Origin of the sequence: Pseudoalteromonas sp. TB51 (assembly GCF_000498055.1) — a bacterium.
GTDB classification, from domain to species: Bacteria; Pseudomonadota; Gammaproteobacteria; order Enterobacterales; family Alteromonadaceae; genus Pseudoalteromonas; species Pseudoalteromonas atlantica.
Map to the genome: position 1 here is coordinate 1 of NZ_AUTO01000206.1, position 22706 is coordinate 22706.

The 22706-nt window shown below is 40.7% G+C and carries 19 protein-coding genes and 4 pseudogenes; all 23 read left to right on the forward strand.

Annotated features, from left to right (window positions below):
• Positions 1-914 (forward strand): annotated as a pseudogene (locus L650_RS0110900) (IS4 family transposase); the annotation flags it as partial.
• A gap of 119 nt (positions 915-1033) precedes the next feature.
• Complete coding sequence (locus L650_RS0110905; protein ID WP_029773128.1) at positions 1034-1405, forward strand: hypothetical protein; 372 nt, start codon at positions 1034-1036, stop codon at positions 1403-1405.
• Positions 1406-1512: 107 nt separating this feature from the next.
• Positions 1513-2010: a DUF411 domain-containing protein gene (locus L650_RS0110910; RefSeq protein WP_004589252.1), complete on the forward strand. Its 498-nt coding sequence runs from the start codon at positions 1513-1515 to the stop codon at positions 2008-2010.
• Positions 2010-3437 carry a TolC family protein gene (locus tag L650_RS0110915; RefSeq protein ID WP_029773129.1) on the forward strand — a complete coding sequence of 476 codons (1428 nt, stop codon included), beginning with the start codon at positions 2010-2012 and terminating at the stop codon, positions 3435-3437. Before L650_RS0110910 ends, L650_RS0110915 begins: the two co-directional genes overlap by 1 nt.
• Positions 3437-5179, forward strand: coding sequence for an efflux RND transporter periplasmic adaptor subunit (locus tag L650_RS0110920; protein WP_029773130.1), 1743 nt, complete (start codon positions 3437-3439; stop codon positions 5177-5179). Before L650_RS0110915 ends, L650_RS0110920 begins: the two co-directional genes overlap by 1 nt.
• A 14-nt stretch (positions 5180-5193) precedes the next feature.
• Positions 5194-8340 (forward strand): efflux RND transporter permease subunit, encoded by a 3147-nt coding sequence (locus tag L650_RS0110925; RefSeq protein ID WP_029773131.1) that lies wholly within the window; start codon positions 5194-5196, stop codon positions 8338-8340.
• 79 nt (positions 8341-8419) lie between these two features.
• Positions 8420-9040, forward strand: coding sequence for a PepSY domain-containing protein (locus tag L650_RS0110930; RefSeq protein WP_223230573.1), 621 nt, complete (start codon positions 8420-8422; stop codon positions 9038-9040).
• Positions 9040-10872 (forward strand): 2Fe-2S iron-sulfur cluster-binding protein, encoded by a 1833-nt coding sequence (locus L650_RS0110935; RefSeq protein ID WP_029773132.1) that lies wholly within the window; start codon positions 9040-9042, stop codon positions 10870-10872. The genes L650_RS0110930 and L650_RS0110935 overlap by 1 nt, the downstream gene beginning before the upstream one ends.
• Before the next feature lie 24 nt (positions 10873-10896).
• Positions 10897-11244 carry a copper resistance protein CopC gene (locus L650_RS0110940; RefSeq protein WP_029773133.1) on the forward strand — a complete coding sequence of 116 codons (348 nt, stop codon included), beginning with the start codon at positions 10897-10899 and terminating at the stop codon, positions 11242-11244.
• Positions 11245-11263: 19 nt separating this feature from the next.
• On the forward strand, positions 11264-12151 hold the full coding sequence (locus L650_RS0110945) for a copper resistance D family protein (protein ID WP_024596191.1): 888 nt from the start codon (positions 11264-11266) through the stop codon (positions 12149-12151).
• Positions 12152-12166: 15 nt separating this feature from the next.
• The gene (locus L650_RS0110950) at positions 12167-12637 is read left to right on the forward strand and encodes a YybH family protein (RefSeq protein ID WP_024596192.1); all 471 of its coding nucleotides are present in this window, start codon (positions 12167-12169) and stop codon (positions 12635-12637) included.
• Positions 12638-12664: 27 nt separating this feature from the next.
• On the forward strand, positions 12665-14488 hold the full coding sequence (locus L650_RS0110955) for a copper resistance system multicopper oxidase (protein ID WP_013465888.1): 1824 nt from the start codon (positions 12665-12667) through the stop codon (positions 14486-14488).
• Positions 14485-15305: pseudogene (locus tag L650_RS0110960) on the forward strand (copper resistance protein B). Before L650_RS0110955 ends, L650_RS0110960 begins: the two are co-directional and overlap by 4 nt.
• Positions 15306-15950: 645 nt before the next feature.
• Positions 15951-16373 (forward strand): hypothetical protein, encoded by a 423-nt coding sequence (locus tag L650_RS0110970; protein ID WP_029773134.1) that lies wholly within the window; start codon positions 15951-15953, stop codon positions 16371-16373.
• A 297-nt stretch (positions 16374-16670) separates the two neighbouring features.
• Positions 16671-17084 carry a MerR family transcriptional regulator gene (locus L650_RS0110975; RefSeq protein ID WP_008467855.1) on the forward strand — a complete coding sequence of 138 codons (414 nt, stop codon included), beginning with the start codon at positions 16671-16673 and terminating at the stop codon, positions 17082-17084.
• 101 nt (positions 17085-17185) lie between these two features.
• Positions 17186-19434, forward strand: a pseudogene (locus tag L650_RS0110980) (heavy metal translocating P-type ATPase).
• Positions 19435-19458: 24 nt separating this feature from the next.
• Positions 19459-19812 (forward strand): cupredoxin domain-containing protein, encoded by a 354-nt coding sequence (locus L650_RS0110985; RefSeq protein ID WP_029773135.1) that lies wholly within the window; start codon positions 19459-19461, stop codon positions 19810-19812.
• Positions 19813-19821: 9 nt separating this feature from the next.
• Positions 19822-20157, forward strand: a pseudogene (locus L650_RS0110990) (DUF2933 domain-containing protein).
• The gene (locus L650_RS0110995) at positions 20150-20815 is read left to right on the forward strand and encodes a methyltransferase family protein (RefSeq protein ID WP_004589269.1); all 666 of its coding nucleotides are present in this window, start codon (positions 20150-20152) and stop codon (positions 20813-20815) included. The pseudogene L650_RS0110990 and the gene L650_RS0110995 overlap by 8 nt, the downstream one beginning before the upstream one ends.
• A complete protein-coding gene (locus tag L650_RS0111000; protein WP_004589270.1) occupies positions 20799-21221 on the forward strand; it encodes a hypothetical protein in 423 nt (140 codons plus the stop codon). Before L650_RS0110995 ends, L650_RS0111000 begins: the two co-directional genes overlap by 17 nt.
• Positions 21222-21231: 10 nt before the next feature.
• Complete coding sequence (locus tag L650_RS0111005) at positions 21232-21603, forward strand: hypothetical protein (RefSeq protein ID WP_008109666.1); 372 nt, start codon at positions 21232-21234, stop codon at positions 21601-21603.
• Between the two features lie 50 nt (positions 21604-21653).
• Entirely contained in the window at positions 21654-22004 is a 351-nt protein-coding gene (locus L650_RS0111010; protein WP_024602002.1) for a hypothetical protein, read from the forward strand.
• Between the two features lie 273 nt (positions 22005-22277).
• A partial coding sequence (locus L650_RS0111015) for a helix-turn-helix domain-containing protein (protein ID WP_164835556.1) occupies positions 22278-22706 on the forward strand: 429 nt, incomplete at its 3' end.

The following is a 22706-nucleotide window of genomic DNA, read 5'->3' on the forward strand; positions in this document are numbered from 1 at the left end:
GGGCAAACAGCCGCTGATTTTAGTGGACTGGAGCAATGCCGACACCGAAAAGCGCCATTTTATCCTGCGTGCCAGCCTGGCGCTGGAAGGTCGCCCACTGACGTTACATCAAGTTGTTGTGCCGATGGACGAGTATACGTGCCCACACGTACACAGGGCGTTTTTATACCGGTTAAAGCAGGTACTGCCGGCAGACTTTAAGCCGGTGATTATTACCGATGCGGGTTTTAAAGTGCCGTGGTTTAAGCAAATACGTAAGCTCGGCTGGCATTACATTGCCAGAGTTCGTGGCAACCAGACACTGCAACTACCCGGCCAGGATGCCTATATCACGGTTGCCAAAGCCTACAAAAAAGCACGCCCTACGCCCCAAGTCTTGGGTGAGGTTAAGCTGACCAAAGCCCAGCAATATCGCACTCAAGCCGTGCTGGTGGGCACCGGTTGGAAGCTGCGAAAATCCGACAAACACAAGCAATATAAAGAGCCGTGGTTGTTGGTCTCATCCTTGCCCAATTGCTTCGATTACGCGACGAAGATTGCCAAATGCTACGGCAAACGCATGCAAATAGAAGAGAGCTTCCGCGACCAGAAAAGCCAGACCTATGGCTTAGGTAGCGAAGCCCACCGTACTTATAAACGCGAACGATTGGAAGTGCTGTTGCTATTGGCGGCACTGGCAAATTGGTTGCATTACATGATAGGGCTGGCGGCAGAGCTGGCCGGGAAGCACTTGCAGTTTCAGGCTAACAGCATCAAACATCGGCGAGTACTCTCATTTAACTACCTGGGAATGCGATTATCAAAGGCCAGCCCAGCTGGGCTTAACTGAAGAAGAGATACAAGCGGCAAGACGGCAAGTCACGCTCTGGGCCGCAGAGTTTGACTGGGGTGTCATCAAACTGGAAAAGAGCTGATACTATGGTCAAATTCGAGGGGATCCCTCAGCAAATATTCATAAATGTTTATACAGCATCAATTGACTTAGTCAAAAATTTGCATTAGTATTGGAGATGTATATTTGTAAGAGAATTTTATGTCTAAAGCATTTTCAAAAGTCTTAGTAATGACGCTTATGCTGGTTGCCTTTGTAGGGCAAGCATTTGCGTATTCTGCTATGCCTTGCGAAATGTCATCAGGTTCTCACGAATCACACATGAACATGAACATGAACATGAACATGAACATGGATCATGGTGATATGAATAAAAGCAGTAATGGTCAATCAGAAGATTGTTGTGACGTTGAATGTATTTGTCCTGCAAATGCTTGCTCATCTACGACAGTCCTAAATTCCAGTATTGATTCGACAGATATTCAAATATTCAGTGAATCTGTAGCTGCTCTGCAATCTAAACAACCTCATTCAATTTCCACTTCCCTTTATCGTCCACCAATTTTTGCCTAATACAGGATTAGTGCGTCCAAATTTCTCGCACATGTAATTAATTTTTCTGTTAGTCAATATAGCGTCGTAGCGCTATAGATATTTTCCAGCGATGTCTGGGGGCAAAAATGATCAATAAGTATTTAAAAATAGCAGTAGTAATGCTGCTTTCACCTGCGTTTGCAAACGCCAACGAACATAACCATGCACACAATAACGACGTAACACCTTTGGAGTTAATCGTTTATAAAACCCCTACTTGTGGGTGTTGTAAAAAATGGATAACTCATATTGAAGACAAAGGGATCGTTGCGCATTCCAAAGATTTCCGAAACATCGGCAACATCAAAACTAAGTATGGTATCAAACCTAATTACCGTTCATGCCACACGGCAGTGAGTAGAAATGGATTTGCCTTTGAAGGTCATATACCTGCTAAATTTATTCAGCAGTTCTTATCAGAAGAACATCCCAATGCGATTGGGCTTTCAGTTCCAGCAATGCCAGTTGGCTCTCCCGGTATGGAAGTCGATGACCGCTTTATGCCATACAACGTGTTAATTCTATTTAAAGATGGAACGAGCAAAGTCTATGCAAAAGTTAAGACATACGAGGAGCAATTCTAATGAAATTGAACTCTTCAAACCTTACTTCACTTTCAACTGCATTAATACTCGGCTTATCTGTATTCTCAGCTCAAGCTGAGAAAGTAGTGTCGCTTGAACAAGCTATCACCTTAGCTCAGCAAAATGATCCTTGGCTTCATGGTAGCCGATTGAAACAAAGTGCAGTTGAAAATAGAAGTATTGCTTCAGGTACTTTGCCTGATCCGAAAGTATCGCTAGGGATAATGAATTTACCAACAGATACTTGGGATTTAGATCAGGAAGGAATGACTCAGCTAAAGGTTGGCGTCTCTCAAATGTTTCCGAGAGGCGACAGTCTAGAGATCAAGAAAGACCAGTTACAAATTGAGTCCACGAAATTTCCACTGTTACGAGAGGATCGTAAAGCTAAGTTGAAAAGCCAAGTGTCACAACTTTGGTTAGATGCTTACTTAGCCCAACAAACTATTAAATTGATTGAAGATGATTGGTCTCTCTTTGAGCAGATGGCGGAAGTGGCTAAAGCTAGCTATTCAAACGTTGTTGGTAAAACTAGACAGCAAGATGTTATTCGTGCTCAGTTGGAAATCGTGCAGTTAGATGACAGATTAACTTCGCAAAAGCAGAAACTAGAAACGACAATCGCTCGTCTCAATGAGTGGCTTCATATTTACGATGCGGATCGTTTGAATGAATCATTCAACTTTGACGCGCAACCATTAGAGTTTAGGGTTTCTAAAAAGTTACCTGCAATTACTTTGAATAATCCAACAGTCCTAAAAGCATCTAATTACTCAAGAAATCTATTGGCTCAGGAGCTTTCGAATCACCCAGCCATACTTGCAATTGATATAAAACGCAAAGCTTCAGAAAAAGGTGTTGAATTAGCTAAACAGCAATATGAGCCGCAATGGGGTGTTAATGCTAGTTATGCCTATCGCGACAATATGCCCTCTGGTGATAGCCGAGCTGATTTATTTTCTGTTGGAGTAACGTTTGATTTACCCTTGTTCACCGAGAACAGACAAGATAAGCAAGTTGCAGCTTCTATTGCAGATTCAGAGACTATTAAAACCGAGAAACTATTACTGACAAAGCAAATGATCAGTGTTTTAGAAAAAGAACTAAGACAGCTTAAACGCTTATCAGATAGACAATCTATCTATAAAGAACAACTCCTTAAACAAACTCATGACCAAGCAGAAGCGTCATTGACAGCCTACACAAATGATGATGGCGATTTTGCCGAAGTTGTTCGAGCAAGAATTGCCGAATTAAATACCAGAATATCAGCTTTAAGAATTGATGTTGATGCACTTAAAACAGTTACTCGCATCAACTATTTCTTTGCGCATTCTCAATCTAAATCAAATGCTGAACATAAGCCATTGCACACTTCGCACAAAACTAATCAGCACTTATCCAATAAGCAATTTGGAGAAAAATAATGTCAACGAATACGAAAACAATTATTGCCGTCATTATTGGGGCAGCACTAGGTGCAGGAGCATTGAGCTTATATCAAGGTACTGGCTCAAACAGTAATAGTAATGAAGCAACATCAGGAGAAAAAAAGCCTCTGTATTGGGTTGCACCGATGGATTCTAATTACCGCCGGGACAAGCCCGGTAAGTCGCCTATGGGGATGGATTTAATTCCTGTGTATGAGGAAGGATCATCTGGTGATGACTTTGGCCCCGGAGCAGTAAAAATTGCGCCTCATGTAGTGAATAACCTTGGGGTTCGCACTGCACCTGTTGAACTGAAAAATATGCATACTGAAATCTCAACGGTAGGTTACGTTCAATATGATGAAGATAAGCTAATTCATATCCACCCACGGGTTGATGGCTGGATTGATAAACTTTACATCAAAGCAGCAGGTAACCCTGTAGAGAAAGGGCAGCCTCTTTATACACTATATTCTCCTCAGTTAGTTAATGCTCAGGAAGAGCTGTTAATAGCGTTAAAGCGCAACAATAGTTCTTTAATTTCAGCAGCCAAAGATCGCCTAAAAGCGTTACAGCTTTCAGCAGACTTTGTTCAAAAGCTAGAAAAGACACGAAAGGTTCAGCAAACAATTACCTTTTATTCACCACAAGCAGGTGTTGTCGATGGTTTGAAGGTTAGAGAAGGTTTTTATGTAAAGCCGGGAAACACCTTATTAAGCATTGGCCAGCTAGATCAAGTTTGGGTTGAAGCAGAAGTGTTTGAACGTGACGCAGCCTTAATTAAAAAAGGACTTCCTGTATCAATGACACTGGATTATTTACCCGGTGAGGACTGGGCTGGTGTCGTTGATTATGTTTATCCAACATTGAACAGTAAAACACGCACACTCCGAGTGAGATTGAAATTTGATAACACAGACTATCAATTAAAACCAAATATGTTTGCACAAGTCTCTATTCACGCTAATCAAGCTGATAGCACCATCCTCGTGCCTAAAGAAGCCGTTATTAGAACAGGTAAACAGGACAGAGTAGTACTTGCGTTAGGTGATGGGCAATTTAAATCTATTGAAGTGACTATTGGCCGGGTTGATATCGACAGCATCGAAATATTAGACGGCTTAAATGAAGATGACGTTGTGGTGACATCTGCCCAATTCTTGATTGATTCTGAATCAAGTAAAAGCTCTGACTTTAAACGAATGACTCATGATGAAGTGCCTAACTCTGTTTGGATGCAAGGGGATGTTAATAGTGTTATGGCAGGGCACCGCATGGTTAATATTTCACATGGCCCTGCTGAAGCTTGGGATTGGCCTGAAATGGTTATGGATTTTACTGTGGCTGAAAAAGTCGATATTGACTCATTAAAGTCAGGTCAATCTTTGCACTTTGAAGTGAGCAAAACCGAAGACGGTGGATATGAAATTACTGGAATTCATATCATGAGTGAGCCTGAAGTATCATCAGCAACAGTATCTGGTTTGATCAATGCGATTGATATTGATACACGGATTCTAAATATTAGCAGAGGCCCAATAGAGAAATGGGATAGACCTGCTGCGACGATGGATTTTATCGTCGCGGACAATATAGAAATGGTTGATTTCAATGTCGGTGATAATGTCACTTTCACTTTTGAGGTTAGAGATGACTTAGTTATCACTGACATTTCTCTTGAATCAGATGAACAACACGGCAAGGAAAATAAAGCTGCTGTTGATCATTCTAATCATTAAGTGGGAGAAAAATAATGATTGAATCAATTATTAGATGGTCTATCGGCAATCGTTTCTTTGTTTTGTTGATTACCTTAATTATCGCGTTTGGTGGTTTGTATTCATTACAAAAAACACCAGTAGATGCACTCCCCGATCTTTCTGATGTGCAGGTGATAATTAAGACGAGCTATCCGGGACAGGCACCACAAGTAGTGCAGGATCAAGTGACATTTCCTCTTACTACAGCGATGTTATCAGTGCCGGGGGCGCAAACTGTTCGTGGTTACTCATTTTTTGGTGATTCCTACGTCTACATTATTTTTGATGACGATACTGATTTGTATTGGGCTAGAAGCAGAGTACTTGAATACTTAAGCCAAGTAGCATCAAGCCTGCCTGATTCGGCAAAACCTCAATTAGGACCTGATGCAACAGGTGTGGGTTGGGTATACATTTACGCTTTAACAGATAAGTCTGGAAACCATGATCTAAGCCAATTAAGAAGCATTCAAGACTGGTTCTTAAAGTATGAACTACAAACTGTTCCGGGCGTGTCCGAAGTTGCCGCCGTTGGTGGTATGGTTAAGCAGTATCAAGTGCAAGTAGATCCTGATAAATTGAGAGCTTACGATATTCCTCTAAGTTTAATACAAATAGCCTTACAAAAAGGGAACAAAGAAACTGGCGCATCCGTTGTGGAAATGGCTGAAGCTGAATATATGGTTACCGCAACGGGGTATATTCAATCAGTTAGTGATATAGAGAAAATCCCACTTGGTATTAACGAACAAGGCACGCCATTGCGTATTGGTGATGTTGCTACCGTTAATTTAGGGCCTCAAATGCGCCGTGGTATCGCAGAGCTTAATGGTGAAGGCGAAGTTGTTGGTGGTGTTGTCGTTATGCGCTTTGGTGAAAACGCTCAACAAACCATAAACGGGGTAAAAGAAAAACTTGAATCGCTTAAATCTTCTCTACCAGAGGGGGTGGAGATTGTCCCTGTTTATGACAGATCGAAGTTAATAGATCGTGCTGTTGATAATCTTTGGAGCAAGTTGCTAGAGGAGCTTGCAGTCGTTGCTATTGTCTGTGTGGCTTTCCTATTTCATCTTCGCTCATCTATTGTGGCAGTTGTTACTCTGCCATTAGGTATCTTGGTGTCGTTCATTATCATGTATATGCAAGGCATCAATGCCAACATTATGTCTTTAGGCGGTATCGCTATTGCGATTGGTGCGATGACTGATGGTGCAATAGTGATGATTGAAAATATGCACAAGCATATGGAGAAAACACCACTAACAGATGAAAATCGCTGGCAAATTGTTGCTAAGGCTGCGAGTGAAGTAGGCCCTGCACTATTTTTTAGCTTACTGATCATTACAGTCTCATTCTTACCTGTATTTATCTTGGAAGCGCAAGAAGGAAGAATGTTCTCTCCGCTCGCCTANGCGGCATCAGCAGGTTTGGCGATCACATTGGTGCCTGTTTTGATGGGCTACTTTATTCGAGGCAAAGTTGTTTCTGAAAAGAAAAACCCGTTAAACCGATTATTGATTGCTATCTACATGCCTGTTTTAAAGCAAGTCATGAAGTTTCCAAAATCGACAGTAGTAGCAGCAATATTAGTGACTATCGTTGGCTTTTGGCCTGTCGATAAAATTGGTAGTGAATTCATTCCGCCATTGGATGAAGGCGATCTCATGTATATGCCTACTACCTATCCCGGTATTTCAATTGGTAAAGCAAGGGAGTTATTGCAGCAAACAGACAAGCTTATTCGCACTGTGCCAGAAGTTGAAACTGTATTTGGTAAAGTAGGAAGAGCTGAAACTGCAACCGATCCTGCACCTTTAACCATGATTGAAACCTTTATTCAATTGAAGCCACAAGAGCAGTGGCGAGAGGGTGTGACTACTGAATCGTTAAAAGCTGAGTTTGATAAATTGGTTAAGTTTCCGGGCTTAACGAATGCTTGGGTTATGCCAATCAAGACCCGAATCGACATGTTAGCAACAGGCATAAAAACGCCTGTGGGTATTAAAGTCGCCGGACCAGAGCTTGATGTGATTCAGGAAATCGGCCAACAAATAGAGCAAATTTTACCCGAAGTTACAGGCACAGCATCAGTTTACTCAGAGCGAGTTGCAGGTGGACGATATATCAAGGTTGATATTTCACGCGATAAGGCAAGTCGCTTTGGGTTAAACATCGAAGATGTTCAACAAGTGGTTTCTACAGCTATTGGTGGTATGAACGTTACCCAAACGGTAGAAGGTCAAGAGCGTTACCCTGTTAACTTACGCTATCCGCAAGACTATCGAGACTCTCCTGAGCAGCTATCACGATTACCTGTTGTAACACCAAGTGGTCAACGCATTGCACTAGGTGATGTCGCAGATATTCGAGTTGAGAACGGTCCGCCGGGAATTAAGAGTGAAAATGCTCGTTTAAATGGCTGGACGTTTATCGATATAGACGGTGTTGACGTAGGTACTTATGTTGAAAGTGCAAAAATACACTTGGCTAATAATCTAAAACTACCAGCAGGTTATTCAATTACTTGGGCTGGGCAATACGAATATATGGAAAGAGCGAAAGAAAAGCTCACCTATGTATTGCCTTTAACACTCGCCATTATTGTTATTCTACTTTACTTAAACTTCAGAGCGTTTAGTGAGGTGGCTATCATTATCGTTACCTTGCCGATGGCGATGATTGGTGGCTTATGGTTGATGTATCTGGAAGGGTTTAACTTCTCTGTGGCTGTTGGCGTGGGCTTTATTGCTCTAGCTGGGGTAGCGGTTGAGATTGGTGTGATAATGTTGGTCTATCTCAATCAGGCACTTGCTGAGCTTAAGGAAAAAGCTGAAGAGCGAGCTGAACCTATCTCTGATGATGCATATCAAGATGCATTATTGCACGGTGCAGGCTTACGAGTTCGTCCAGTAATGATGACAGTTGCAACAATCATTATCGGCTTGATGCCCATTTTATATGGTACAGGAACAGGTTCGGAGATTATGAGTCGTATTGCTGCACCTATGGTAGGCGGAATGACAAGTGCTGTGCTACTCACTCTTATTGTGCTCCCAGTAATTTACTCAATCGTTAAAAAGCCAGAATTAAACGCCTTTAACAAGGAGCTTTCTAAGGCGGAGCTAAAAAGTAATGCTTAGCACGGCTAGAAAATATCACAAATGGCTAATGGCATTTGTCGGAATACAATTCCTCTTCTGGTCTATTACAGGCGTGTATATGGTGACTATGGATATTCACTATATACACGGCGAAACCTTGGCTAAGAGTGAGGAAGCCAAAATAGATTTAGCAAGTATGGATTACTCCATTGTAAAGCTAGCTGCGGATTATCCTAAAGCTAGCCAAGTTACACTTACTCAAAGTATGGGCCGTCCTTTGTATTCTTTTATTAATGGAGAAAATGGAAAAGTAGCAATAGATGCTAAAACTGGAGCTGTTCAGGCCCTTGTTGATGAAATCAAGGCTAAAGAAATCGCACAATACCATTATGCGCTGAATCATCAAATCGACAGCGTAAGGTTGATTAAGTCAGCGACAAACTTGCCTGCTGAGTTGTCCCCAAGGCATTTACCTGTTTGGAGAGTGACGTTTGAGCAATTCTCCACACCGACATTTTATATAAGTCAACAAACAGGATCACTTGTTGCCAAGCGTCATGATTACTGGCGATTGTTTGATTGGATGTGGCGGTTCCACATTATGGATTACTATGATGGAGAAAACGTATCTAACTGGTTTTTGTTCTTGGTCGCAACTCTAGGTCTAATGGGAGCAATTACTGGCGCAGTATTGACTTATTACCGAGTGCTTTCCCCAAATAAAAAGGGAGTCATTTGATGCTACTATTTAAGTTAAATACAACGATACACAAGTGGCTTTCTTTATTTGTTGGTTTACAACTGCTTATTTGGTTGGGAACGGGCCTTTACTTCAATTTGATGGATCACAGTAAAGCCAGTGGTAATGAACTTAGAGTTCATTCTCATCATGAAGGTAGCATTACAGGCTTTGACCTATTCCCTATTAAAGACATTACTAGTAATGCTCCGCAGGAAGTAAACCTTATATGGGTTTTACATCAGCCTTACTATCATTTTGTGTTCGATAAGGGGCAGCATAGCTATCAAGAACGCCACTCAAAGCTATTTGATGCTGTAACAGGAAAGCCATTTAATTTGTCTGAAGAACAAGTACTAACTTTGGCAAAAAACTCCTACTCAGGACAGGGTAAGTTAACTACTCCAGTGTTATCTCAACCTCCGTTTTCTGATCACGTAAGGCAGCAAAATCCTATGTGGCAAGTTGCCGTTGAGGATGAGAACAATACAACTATTTATTTAGATAGTATTACAGGTCAAGTACTTCGCCATGCCAATGATGATTTCAGATTGAAAGATCTGATGATGAAGCTTCACTTTATGGACTATGGCAATTCTGGAGGATTTAACCATTGGTTGATCATTGCATTTGCTTTTGCAACGCTATTCCTTTCAATTACTGGTGTTACTTGGCTGATACAACAGTATCGAAGTGGTTTACTGAAGCTAGGTTGGGGCACTAACAGGCAAAAAGTGGCAGTGACGTTTTCCAATGAAAATACTATTACTGACATCTCAGCAGTTGGTCGCTCAACTGTACTAGAAGGGCTAGCTAGTTCACATGTATACCTTCCTTCAGGTTGCGGTGGTGGCGGTACTTGTGGCAAATGCGTGTTCTTAAGTTCAACTAAATTACCTATCACACTATCTGAACAGGAACATTTATCTCAGGAGCAACTCAAGGAAGGTTATCGGCTTGGATGTCAGCATAGGTTCTCTGAAATTAGTTCGATTGAAGTTAATACTGATCGCAATATTGAAAATCATGAGCTAGTTGTGGTTGCGACTAATTTCATTACTCCTTTTATCAAGGAAGTGAAATTTAAGCTGAAATCAGGCAAACAGTTGGCATTTAAAGCTGGTGCATATATGCAATTTCATGTGCCAGCAGGGATGAATAGCTTACGTCCAGATGATATGCCAGAGTGCTATGAAAAATACTGGGATAGCTACTATCATGGAAAATTTTCTCATAACGGTGTAACTCGCCACTACTCATTAGTTAACTTTGACGAGGAGTCTGATGAGTTAATGTTTAATATCCGTTGGCAGACCGCAAAGAATGGTTTTAAAGCAGGAATAGGTTCAAGTTATTTAGGTTCACTCCAAGTAGGTGAAACGATAACTGCAAAAGGCCCTTTTTCTGATTTTTATGCCACTTCAAATAAAAAAGTTAGTCGCGTGTTTATTGGTGCGGGTTCAGGACTTGCACCACTGAGGTCTATTATTTTTGAACAGTTGAAAAAGCATAAAGATAAAAGTGGTTTGACTCTTATCTATGGTGCGCGAACTGAAGATGACTTGCTATACCATAATGAATTGAAGTCACTGAGTGAGAAGCATAAAAACTTCTCTTATATTCCTACTCTTTCTAATCCTTCAGAAGAATGGCAAGGGCACTCAGGCTATGTTCAAAAAGTACTTCTGCCGTATATGAACCAAAAATCAGAACTGCTTTTGGCTGAGTTTTACTTGTGCGGTCCAGAAGCAATGATGAGTGAAGTGGAAAAAATAATTACAGATGCTGGGATTCCAAGTAATCAAATTTTCAAAGATAAATTTAGTCGTTAATCCATTAAATAAATAGAGGTATATATGAAAACATTAATTAAACTTTTAACCATAATCAGTGTCGTTTTTAGTAGTGCGGTATTTGCGCATGTGCATCTTGAAAAAAGTGTGCCTGCTGATAATGCAATGCTAATGAATCCTCCAGAAGAGTTAACTTTGGTGTTCACCAAAGAGGTACGGGTTGTAAAAGTTTCATTGGCCAATAAACAAGGCGAAGAATTTAAATTTGGATTCGAGCCTTCTAAAGTCGCTACTAGCAAATTTACATGGAAACTACCTAAATTAGCTCCTGCAAACTATGCTGTGGATGTAACCTTCTTAGGTAACGATGGTCATAAAATGAAACATAGCTTCGGCTTTATGGTTCACTAAAATAGGCGGTGTGATTGATATGGAAATGTATATCTGGAATACAGTCATTGTACTGTCAAAAATTGTATTTTACGTCGGCTTTGCCTGTATTGCTGGTTATACATTTTTCAGGCAAATATTTGAGAATAATGAATCTCATACTAATGCTGTAATAGCGAATTTAACGTGGACAAGAACTTATATAGTTATGGCTTTGATCGCTAATATTACTTGGTTCTTTGCCAGTACTGGTGCAATGGCAGAAGAGGGAATTCAGGGGGCGATAGACGCTGATATATTGGCTATTATGTGGGACTCCTCTGTCGGCACTGGAGCTTTGCTTCGAGCGCTTGGGCTAGTTACCGCAATAATCGCTTTAGCTTTAAGGTTCAAACTCGCTGTGAACTCGTACTTAAAACAAAGCGCTTTAATGTTGAGTTTATTAATCCTTGCATACTCATTCACGTTACTGGGTCATATTTCTGAGTTAGGCACAATTGAAAAAGGCTTGCTTATTTTGCATGTGCTCGTTATGGCATGGTGGTTTGGGGCGTTATTGCCACTAAAACAGGCTTGCCATCAGCTAAGTTATGCAGAACTTCATTTGCTGATGGAAAGCTTTGGCAAACAAGCAAGTTTTACATTGAGCCTATTGTTGGTAGCAGGCCTCTGGCTCGTGATTCAATTGGTCGGAAGTCTTGATGCACTAATAAGCTCAAGTTACGGACAAACACTGTTGTTTAAATTGGCCCTTGTAGTGTCTATTTTGGCACTTGCTGCTAAACATAAACTAATACTCGTTCCACAACTTAAAAATAGTCAAGGCAGAGAGGCTTTATCTAAATCTATCTCGATAGAAATGGTAGTAGCTTTTGCCATTTTATCTGTAACGGCTGGGCTTACTAGTGTTGTTGGCCCTGCAAATTAAAACCTAAAAGAGAAAATGAAAATGAAAACAATAAATATCCTACTCGTTTTATTAATGACGTTTAGTTTCGCAGCAAACGCTCATGGTGATAAGAATAAAGACAAAGGATTGTTTAAAGGTGTAGATACACCAGCCGCAAAAGTTGTTTTGGCATTTCATCAAGCACTTGAAACTGGCAATCAAAAACAGGCTAGAGCGCAGTTAGCGGATGATGTCACCATTTTCGAGGGAGGCCGCGTTGAAAGGAGCGCTGATGAATATGCTCATCATCATATGTTGTCGGATATGAAGTATTTAGCAGCGATGAAGAGCGACACACTTGAACATCAAGTGACGATACTTGGAAATACAGCTATCTCTGCCTCGCGTAGTCAAACTAAAGGTACTTACAATGGTGAAGAACGTGATTATCAAGGGATGGAAACAATGGTTCTCGAAAAGCAAAACGGTGAATGGAAAATTAAGCACATTCATTGGTCACACTAATTTATTGGTCAAACCTCGGAGAGTAAAATGAGAATTAAAGATCCATTACATCAAATTTCTACACCGCGTAGACGCTTTGTACAAGGTTTAGCTGCTGGCGGTATATTAGCTGCTTTTCCAAGCATTCTTCATGCTGCTTCATCTTTAGTGGCTGGAACAATAACAGGTACTGTGCCCGAACTAAGTGGAGAAATAATAGATCTGGTGATAGATGAGTCACCCGTAAACTTCACAGGTGTTGTAAGAATGGCTACAACAATCAATGGCTCAATACCAGCTCCTACCTTGCGCCTCAGAGAAGGTGATGACGTTACTATCAGGGTAACTAATAAATTATCAGTGCCGAGTTCAATTCATTGGCATGGGATCATTCTTCCGTATCAAATGGATGGCGTACCGGGTATTAGCTTTAAAGGTATAATGCCGGGTGAAACCTTTGTTTATAAATTTAAGCTGCAACAAAGCGGCACATATTGGTATCACTCACACAGTGGCTTTCAAGAAATGACAGGTATGTACGGCGCATTAATTATTGAGCCAAGAGAAAAGGATATTATTAGTGCTGACAATGAGCATGTTATCCAATTGTCTGATTGGACTGATGATGACCCAATGGATTTGTTCCGCAAGTTAAAAGTACAGAGCGATGTATTTAACTTTAATCAACCTACTGTTCCAGAGTTTTTTGATGACATTTCAAATAGCAGCGTTTCAAATGCGCTACAACGCCGGGAAATGTGGAATAAAATGAGAATGAACCCTACAGATCTTGCAGACTTATCAGCATCTGCAATGACTTTTTTAATGAATGGTTGTGCGCCTTTGACAAACTGGCGTGGAATGTTTAAAGCTGGCGAAAAGGTTAGGCTTAGATTTATTAACGGTTCTAGCAATACGTTTTTTGATGTAAGAATACCTGAGCTGAAGTTAACAGTTGTACAAGCTGATGGACAAAATGTTGAACCTGTGACAGTAGATGAATTTAGATTTGGTCCCGGTGAAACTTATGATGTACTTGTCGAGCCAAAAAATGATGCATATACGATTTTTGCACAAAGCATGGATCGCTCAGGTTATGCTAAAGGTACTTTATCAATGGCACCTAATATTGATGCACCAGTACCTGCTCTAGATCCCGTTGAATGGTTAACGATGACAGATATGATGGGGAATATGGCCCAAGGTGGTGAGCATTCCGCGATGGCAGGTATGGCAGACATGTCGGGCATGAATTCTAATAAAATGGATCATAGTGCAATGGGTCATGGAGCGATGGCAATGGATCATAGTAAACATGGAATGACTAAAAACCCATTAGCTGTTGCTAGCACTAAAGTGCGTCATGCAAAAACAGAGTATGGAGCTTCTGTTGATATGCGTGTTGATATGCCTAGAACAAACCTTGATGATCCCGGTATAGGTTTACGTAAAAATGGACGCCGTGTTTTAACACTTGCAGATTTACATTCTCTTGAGGGAATTACAAACCAGCAAGAGCCAGAGGCTGAAATTGAATTACATTTAACTGGAAACATGGAGCGTTATAGCTGGTCATTTGATGGCTTGGAATTTGGAAAAAGCACGCCAGTTCACATGAAGCATAATCAACGTTTAAGAGTTATTTTACAAAACGATACAATGATGACACATCCCATGCACCTGCATGGTATGTGGAGCGATTTGGAGAATGAAAAAGGTGATGTACAGGTTCGTCGCCATACTATCCCTGTACAACCAGCGCAAAGAATTAGTTTTTTAACAACACCTCATGACGTAGGTCGCTGGGCATGGCATTGCCATTTATTATTCCACATGGATGCAGGTATGTTTAGAGAGGTAGTTGTATCATGAAAAAATTAATACTAACCAATACGTTAAGACTATTATTAATAGGTTTGCCCCTTATAAGTGTATCTGTATCTGCAAAAGATGAGATGACTGAGATGGGTGATTCTAAAATGCAAGCACAAGGTGGAGATGCACCTAAAGATGCTAGAGACCCCCATGCTTATGCAGCAGGTACAACTTTGACTGAAGGCCCTTATGCACTCAGTAGCGACAAACGACTGACTTTGGCAGATGAGCATTCATTTTACGCGCTACTAGGGGATCGTCTTGAATATAATGAGCAAACAAACGCAGGTGTTTTTGACTTTCAGGCATGGTATGGCACTACTTTTGATAGATTAGTCATCAAAACTGAAGGAGATTTTAGCGAAGGTAATTTAGAGGAGAACCAAACAGATTTTCTATGGGGCCACGCAATATCTGCTTATTGGGATACACAAGTCGGTATTCGACTTGATTACAATAACGAAGGTGAAAACCGCAAATGGCTAGCTTTTGGTTTACAAGGTCTAGCCCCCTACTGGTTTGAAATTGATATGACTGCGTATTTAGGAGAGCAAGGTAATAGTGCATTTTCGATCGAAGCTGAGTATGAGCTATTACTTACTCAAAAGTTAATTGTTCAACCACGAGCAGAGTTGACGCTTTACGGTAAGGATGACGTCCAAAATAACCTTGGTAGTGGCTTNCCCGCCAGTTTGCTCCCTATGTTGGCGTTGAGTGGACAAATAAATTTGGTAATACAGCCGACTTTGCGAAGTTAAATGGGCAAAGTACTCGTGATACTGCTTTTGTTGCAGGTATCAAGTTCTGGCTCTGATATGAAGAAATACTATATTGACTTGATGAGAGCTACCGCAACTATATTGATGGTAGCTTTCGTTTTTTGGGATTTAAACCATTTTAGTTATGTTAGGAAAGGCCTAGCTAATAGTTTTTTTGGAAAGAACTAAGAGCAGTAATAGTAAGCTACTTCTTGTTTTCAGTCGGTGCCAGTCTGGTGTATACCTATCAAGGTGGAATATCAGCTAAGAAGTAAAGTTGGCGAATGGTTAAGGTTAAAGAGTCAAGGCAAAAAACATCGCCATTGAAAGACGTACAATAGGCCATTTTATCACTTTTGATGAACGGGAATTGGATGTGCCCGGGATAGAACCGATTGTTGCAAAGTACTGTGCTTAAAGCTGAACAATTGGAAAAATGATCCATTACTCAATACCTAGTTATGAGCGTAGGGTTTTTATTTCTTTTAATGGTGCTCATGCTTGGCTTCAATCTCATGAGTATAAATTAGACACCCCTTTTATACTTGTGAAGTTTAAGCTGTTTAAAAAAGTAAAAAGTAAAAAGTAAAAAGTAAAAAGTAAAAAGTAAAAAGTTTAGGTTTTAGTTCAAAGGTTGATCAAGATCATAAAATTATTTTTATAAAGTGGCTAATATTGTAGGTGCTAAAGAAGGAATGATAATGTTTGGACTTTTCAGGTGGTTTAAAATAGTAATAATAACTGTGTTGCTTACGCAGCATAGTTTTGCTACAGCTAAGCCAATGAATTGTGAAGAACATCAAAATGGATCTTCCGACACGCATATTATGCAACGAAGCAAAAATATTCACCATCAATCAATGAATGACAATAGTCACTATCACACTGTAAACTCGCAAGATTCTAAACACCGTCATGGTGATGAAGTCTGTGAAAAATGCAAAGCTAGTGATTGTGTTTGTTGTGAAGGCGGTTTTTGTACAAGCTTTCATTTAAATGCCTATCTTGTGGAAGCGCAAGACGAAGGTATTTGCAATATTCATTCTGAGCTAATTCTACAGCGTACACCCCTACCAAAATCTGGTATCCATCTCTTACTTTATCGTCCACCAATTATTGGCTAATCACGGGAACAGTGCGTCTTTTTTTCGCCACTCCCATCAAAATAGAATGATTTTTTCATTGGTTTAAATAACCAATTGTTTTGAACGATTAGTACGATATTTGGAAAGGCATTATGGAAATGCTCAAACTATTGCTATTTACAGTACTTAATGCTGTCGATTTTGACCGAGATTTCTCTTTTACCAAAAAATTAGTTTTTAGCTTATTCACTAGAATTAGTACTTGACCTGTGTCTTAGACACAGGTCTAAGCTGAAGATGAGAGTACAAACTTAGCTAAAAAACTGAGGAGTGAATATGAAAGTTGCGGAGCTGGCAAAAAGCCTTGGAACGACTGCTGATACGGTGCGCTATTACACCAGATTAGGATTGTTAAAACCTGCTAAGTCAGTGAACGGCTACAAGTCATACTCGAATAAAGAAGTATCGAGACTTAAATTCATTTTAAGTGCCAGAAACCTTGGTTTTTCCGTTGCAGATATCAAGGAAATTATTAATGAATCTGAAGATGGTAAAAGTGCGTGCCCATTAGTCAGAAGCCTGATCAAAGAGCGGCTTGAAGAAACAGAAAAGCAGTTTCAAGCAATGTTGGCACTTCGAGGAAAAATGTCTTCTGCGCTTTCTCGATGGGAAGAAATGGAAGACAAAGCACCGACTGCAAACATGGTTTGTCATCTCATCGAAAACTTTGAGCAAATTAAAAAAGCATAGGAGGAAAAAGGGTGGCTACTAACACAAATATAAAAACTGAATCAGGCTGTTGCTGTCAGGCAAAAGCTCAATCCTCTTCGTGTAAAAGTAAGGAGAATACGTTGGAGAAAGTATCACATAACCAACAGCTTATCATTGAAGGTGCTGGGTGTGCTAGCTGTGTAGGCAAAATTGAAGGGGCGTTGAAGGCAACTCTTGGAGTCGTCAGTGCGGAAATGAATTTTGCTGATAGGACAGTAACAGTTTATGGGACAGCTAAAACAAAAGAGTTGATCAAAGCTGTTGAGTCAGTGGGGTATAACGCGAAGCCAATTGATGATAGCTCAGCAACAGATGCGCTTGATGAGAAAGAGGCTGCGGATTTTGCATATTACAAAAAGCTAATGCGCGATACGTTTATTGCCCTTTCACTCGGCGTTCCTTTGATGATCTACAGCATTGTAGTTGGAGAAATGACGGTTGAAACAAACCTTGAACGAATTTCTTGGTTGGTTGTAGGCATTTTAACTTTTGGTGTTATGTATTTTTCAGGCAAGCATTTCTATGTAGGAGCATGGAAGAGCTTCAAAAATCATTCAGCCAATATGGACACCCTAATTGCTTTAGGAACAGGCACGGCTTGGTTGTATTCGATGGTTGTCGTGTTTGCACCTGACGCTGTTCCATTGATGGCACGGCATGTTTATTTTGAAGCTACCGCCATGATCATTGGCTTAATTGATTTAGGTTTAGCATTAGAAATCAAAGCCAGAGGTAAAACCTCTGAGGCCATTAAACGTCTTATCGGCTTGCAAGCCAAAACAGCAACCGTGGTTCGTGACAACAAAGAAGTTCAGATAGGTATTGAGCAGGTTTTATTTAACGATATTGTGAAGGTAAAACCGGGTGAAAAAATTCCCGTCGATGGCGTGGTATTGGAAGGACACACCTCTATTGATGAGTCCATGCTGACAGGCGAACCTATGCCTGCTGAAAAAGCTGAAGAAGATGAGGTTGTCGCAGGTACTTTGAACAAATCAGGCATGATTTTATTTAGAGCCACACGCGTTGGTAAAGACACGGCGCTTGCACAGATCATCAATATGGTGAAACGAGCACAAAATTCAAAACCGCCGATTGGCCGTTTGGCCGATGTTATTTCAGCTTTTTTCGTACCTGTCGTGATGATTACCTCTGTGTTAAGTGCGCTAGCATGGCTTAACTTTGGACCTGAGCCAGCCATTGCTTTTGCCATCGTTTCAGCAACTACTGTGCTTATTATTGCCTGCCCGTGTGCTTTAGGCTTGGCAACACCCATGTCTGTCATGGTGGGAGTAGGAAAAGCAGCAGAAGCCGGAGTGCTTATTCGCAACGGTGAGGCACTGCAAACCGCCTCTAAAATCACTGCCATGATTTTAGATAAAACGGGCACTATTACTGAAGGGGCACCTAAGGTAACCGATATTATTTTAGCAAAAGCTACTGACGAAAAAGACGTACTACAGCTTGCAGCAAGTTTAGAAAGCGGCTCAGAGCATCCTTTAGCGCAAGCGATTGTTGAAAGTGCGTTAGATCAGGATATTGAGTTACTAAAAATTGAAGCCTTTAACGCCATTACGGGTTTTGGTGTAGAAGCAAGCTGCAACAACAAAGCCCTGCTTTTCGGAAACGATAAACTAATGAAGTTAAAAGGCATAGACCTCACAGGCTTTGTTGAACAAGCACAGTCTTTAGCCAAAGAAGCCAAAACACCTATGTACTTTGCTGTAGATGGTGAACTTGCAGCAATCATTGCTGTTGCAGATCCTATCAAGTCAGACTCAATCTCTGCTATCAAACGGCTTCAGGCTAATGGTATACGCGTCATCATGTTAACGGGTGATAACAAGGAAACCGCTGCCGNGCCGCCGTAGCTAAAAAAGTGGGTATTAGTGAGTTTCTTGCTGAAGTGCTGCCAGAAGATAAAGCCAACAAGGTGAAAGAGCTACAAGAAGGCGGCGAAATTGTTGGTATGACAGGAGATGGCATCAACGATGCTCCTGCGCTAGCGTTAGCCGATGTTGGCTTCGCCATAGGCACAGGGACTGATGTAGCTATCGAAAGTGCTGACATTACCCTAATGCGTGGTTCACTTCATGGCCTTGCTGATGCCATAGCGGTAAGCAAAGCTACTTTACGAAATATCAAACAAAACTTGTTTGGCGCGTTTGTCTATAACGTAGCCGGGATTCCTTTTGCTGCGGGGGTTCTATATCCCTTCTTTGGCATTCTGCTTAGCCCTGTAATTGCAGGTGCTGCAATGGCGTTTTCGTCATTGACTGTAGTGTCAAATGCAAATCGACTTCGCTTTTTTAAAGCCCAAAACTCATAGAAAGTAAGCATTAGGAGAATCACAATGATGATAATTAACTTATTAGGCTTAGTGTTAATTGCAATGATTGTTTGGTGGTTTTGGCTATACAAACCCAATAAAACAATTGTTCAAGATAGTGAAGTACTCATTGAAGTGAGGGATGGCGTGTATTCACCATCCTCAATTCAAGTGTCTGCTAGCCAGCCTGTCACTCTGAAGTTTATGCGCAAAGATCAATCACCCTGCGCTGAAACAATGCTTATTCCATCATTGGAGATAAGTGAGCAGCTTAAATTAAATGAAATTACTCAAATTACCTTATTGAACTTATCACCGGGAGAGCATGAGTTTCATTGTCAGATGCAAATGTATCGCGGTGTCTTAAAAGTCGTTTAGGAGGCCAACATGAAAAATGAGCACCCTAAATTTTGGTTTACACCCACAGGTTGGGCTGCATTGGTGCTTATTGCCGCAGCCACCTATTTTTTAATCTTTGAACATGGACAACATGTTCTGCAATTTCTTCCCTATTTAATTTTGCTGTTATGTCCTTTGATGCACGTATTTATGCATGGCAGTCATGGTAAACATGGTCACGATCATTCACATGCGCCTGATGAAAAAAAGGAAGAGAGCTCTTAAGAACTCACGGATAAAAATGCAGCCTATCACGATGGCTACATACAAGGGTTAGAAAAGGCACGTAAGGAATCACATAAAAAGGAGAGCAGTGATGAATGAAACATATGATTATGGCTTATGGTCAATGGTGATACTGAACTCAGCAATTTTTATCTTTTTTGCCTTTAGTTTTGTCAAACCAAAAACATCAACTGATTGGAGAAGTCTAAGCGCGTTCTCTGCCTTTATTGTTGCCCTATTTACTGAAATGTATGGCTTTCCTTTAACTATCTATTTTCTGTCGGGGTGGCTGACGGAGACCTATCCAGAAGTAAATTTCTTTGCGCATGAAAATGGGCATTTATTACATACTTTCTTTGGATTTCAAGGTGATGCCCATTGGGACCCATTTCATATAGTGAGTATGGTGTTTATTGTTGCAGGTTTCTTTATGTTGTCTTCAGCATGGAATGTATTGCATCACGCGCAAAAACATCATCAATTGGCTACAACTGGATGGTATGCAAGGTGTCGCCACCCACAGTATGTAGCTTTCATTCTAATCATGTTCGGCTTTTTATTGCAGTGGCCGACAATTCCAACACTTGCGATGTTTCCGATCTTAGTCGTTGTTTACGTCGAGCTAGCGAAACGCGAAGAAGCACAAGCGATTGCTGAGTTTGGTTCGGAGTACCACAGGTATATGGAATCGACACCGAGTTGGATCCCAAATTTTAATAAAAGTGTAGAAGGTAAAAATCATGAAAACGTTAACTAAATCAATTTTATTTATTAGTTCACTACTGATAACCACTAGCTCATTTGCCCAAAACAATGAGCATAAACATGAAGGTGCGAACAAAGCTGATATGCATCAAGGCATGGCAATACCACATGAGAACATGGGAGAAATGCACAAAAAGATGATGGAAATGAAAAAGGAAGTCCATGTCATTAAAACTGAAAAAGATCCTGAAAAGCAACAGCAGATGATGGTTGAACATCACCGTTCAATGATGAAGATGATGCAATCCATGCATAAAAACATGGAAGAAATGCCAATGCATCAACAAATCAAGATGGCTGAACATCATTTAGAAATGATGGGGAACATGATGCCGCAGATGAACCGCAAAATGGAAGAAATGAAAGATAGCAATCAACAGCATTCACACAAACATTAGGAGAAAAATTATGAGCGATTTAAATCATAGAGTTGGCGTTAGAGAGCAAAATTTAGTTGTTCGAAATCTAAAGCTTAGCAATGTCACAGAAGAAAGCTGTGACGAGTTAGTAAAAGAAATAGATCAGCTTTTTGGTATAGATGAAGTTAGTTACAACATCAAAGAAGGTGAAATACACCTTGCCTATGATGCCGCAAACGTAAGCCTTGATGGGATTGAGGAGGTAATCCGTAAGTATGGCGCAGATGTTCATAATGATTGGTGGACACATACTAAAGAAAGTTACTATAAATTTGTTGATCAGAACATCAAAGATAACTCTGTTCATAAGCCTTGGAGTTGTCATCAAGCACCTTCGGGGGCTGGCCGGAAAAACAAATGAATTCATAAAAAAGTGTATAGATAATTAGTTAGTCAAATGAGGTAACAGTGATGAAAACACCCTATATAAAAGCTCTTTTATTGCTTACATTCGGTTTATATTTAGTGGGTTGTTCCAATACCACTTTTTATCATAAATACATGGTGAGAGGTCAGGTAGTAGAAAGTTCTGATAATCGAACTCTAATCTGTATTGGTGCTAAGCATGGCGCAGAGGTTGGGCAAAAATACAGTGTTATTAGATTCCATGAAAGAATAGTATTGAGTGAAGGTGAAGATCCCTACACTATCGAAAAGGTAGGAACGGTACAAATTACTAAAATTGTGAATGATCATTTCGCAACTGTAAAGCTAGTGTCTGGTGACATTGCAGCGAAAGATATGGTGGAACTTGAAAACTAATAAAGTGGTGGCGAAAGCCACCACAAGAGCATAACAATAAAACTTAATGAAAAAACTTTAGTGTTATTTTGTACAACCTTTGAGATTGTTTGCTCAGTTCTGGTTATCTTGATGCCAGTACGACAGAAAAAATGTTACATATGAATTAGAAAGGTATGGGCTGGCATCCTAAATAGCTGTTCCAAATAGTAGATCACCCGAGGAAGGGAACTCAATGCGGTTTGCGCGATCAGATCAGTCGCCAAACATAACCAATCAACAACCGCATTGAGTATGAACAAAATAGCATTTTTATACGGCGCAGAAACCCGCCGCTTGAAGAAAATTGTACATAAAACCCGAGATAAAGACCTGTGCCGCCGGGCAAATGCGGTGTTATTGGTGCTAAAAGGTGAAACCAAGTCGCAAGTAGCCCGTGTTTTGCAAGCAGGCCGTTCATCAGTAAACCGGTGGGTAACCTGGTATGAAGCAGCAGGTATAGATGGCCTTAAAACCAAGGGTGCTGGGCGACCACCAAGTCAGCCCAAAGGCTTTATCTGCGGTGTTTTAAAACTGTTGGTGAACCATGTACCCAGGACACTGGGTTATCAGCGGTCGCGTTGGAGTAGTGAATTATTCGCACTGCTACTGCATAAGCTTTACCGTATCGTTATTCATAGCTCAACTCTCAGGCGGTGGTTGCCACAAGTCGGCATCGTCTGG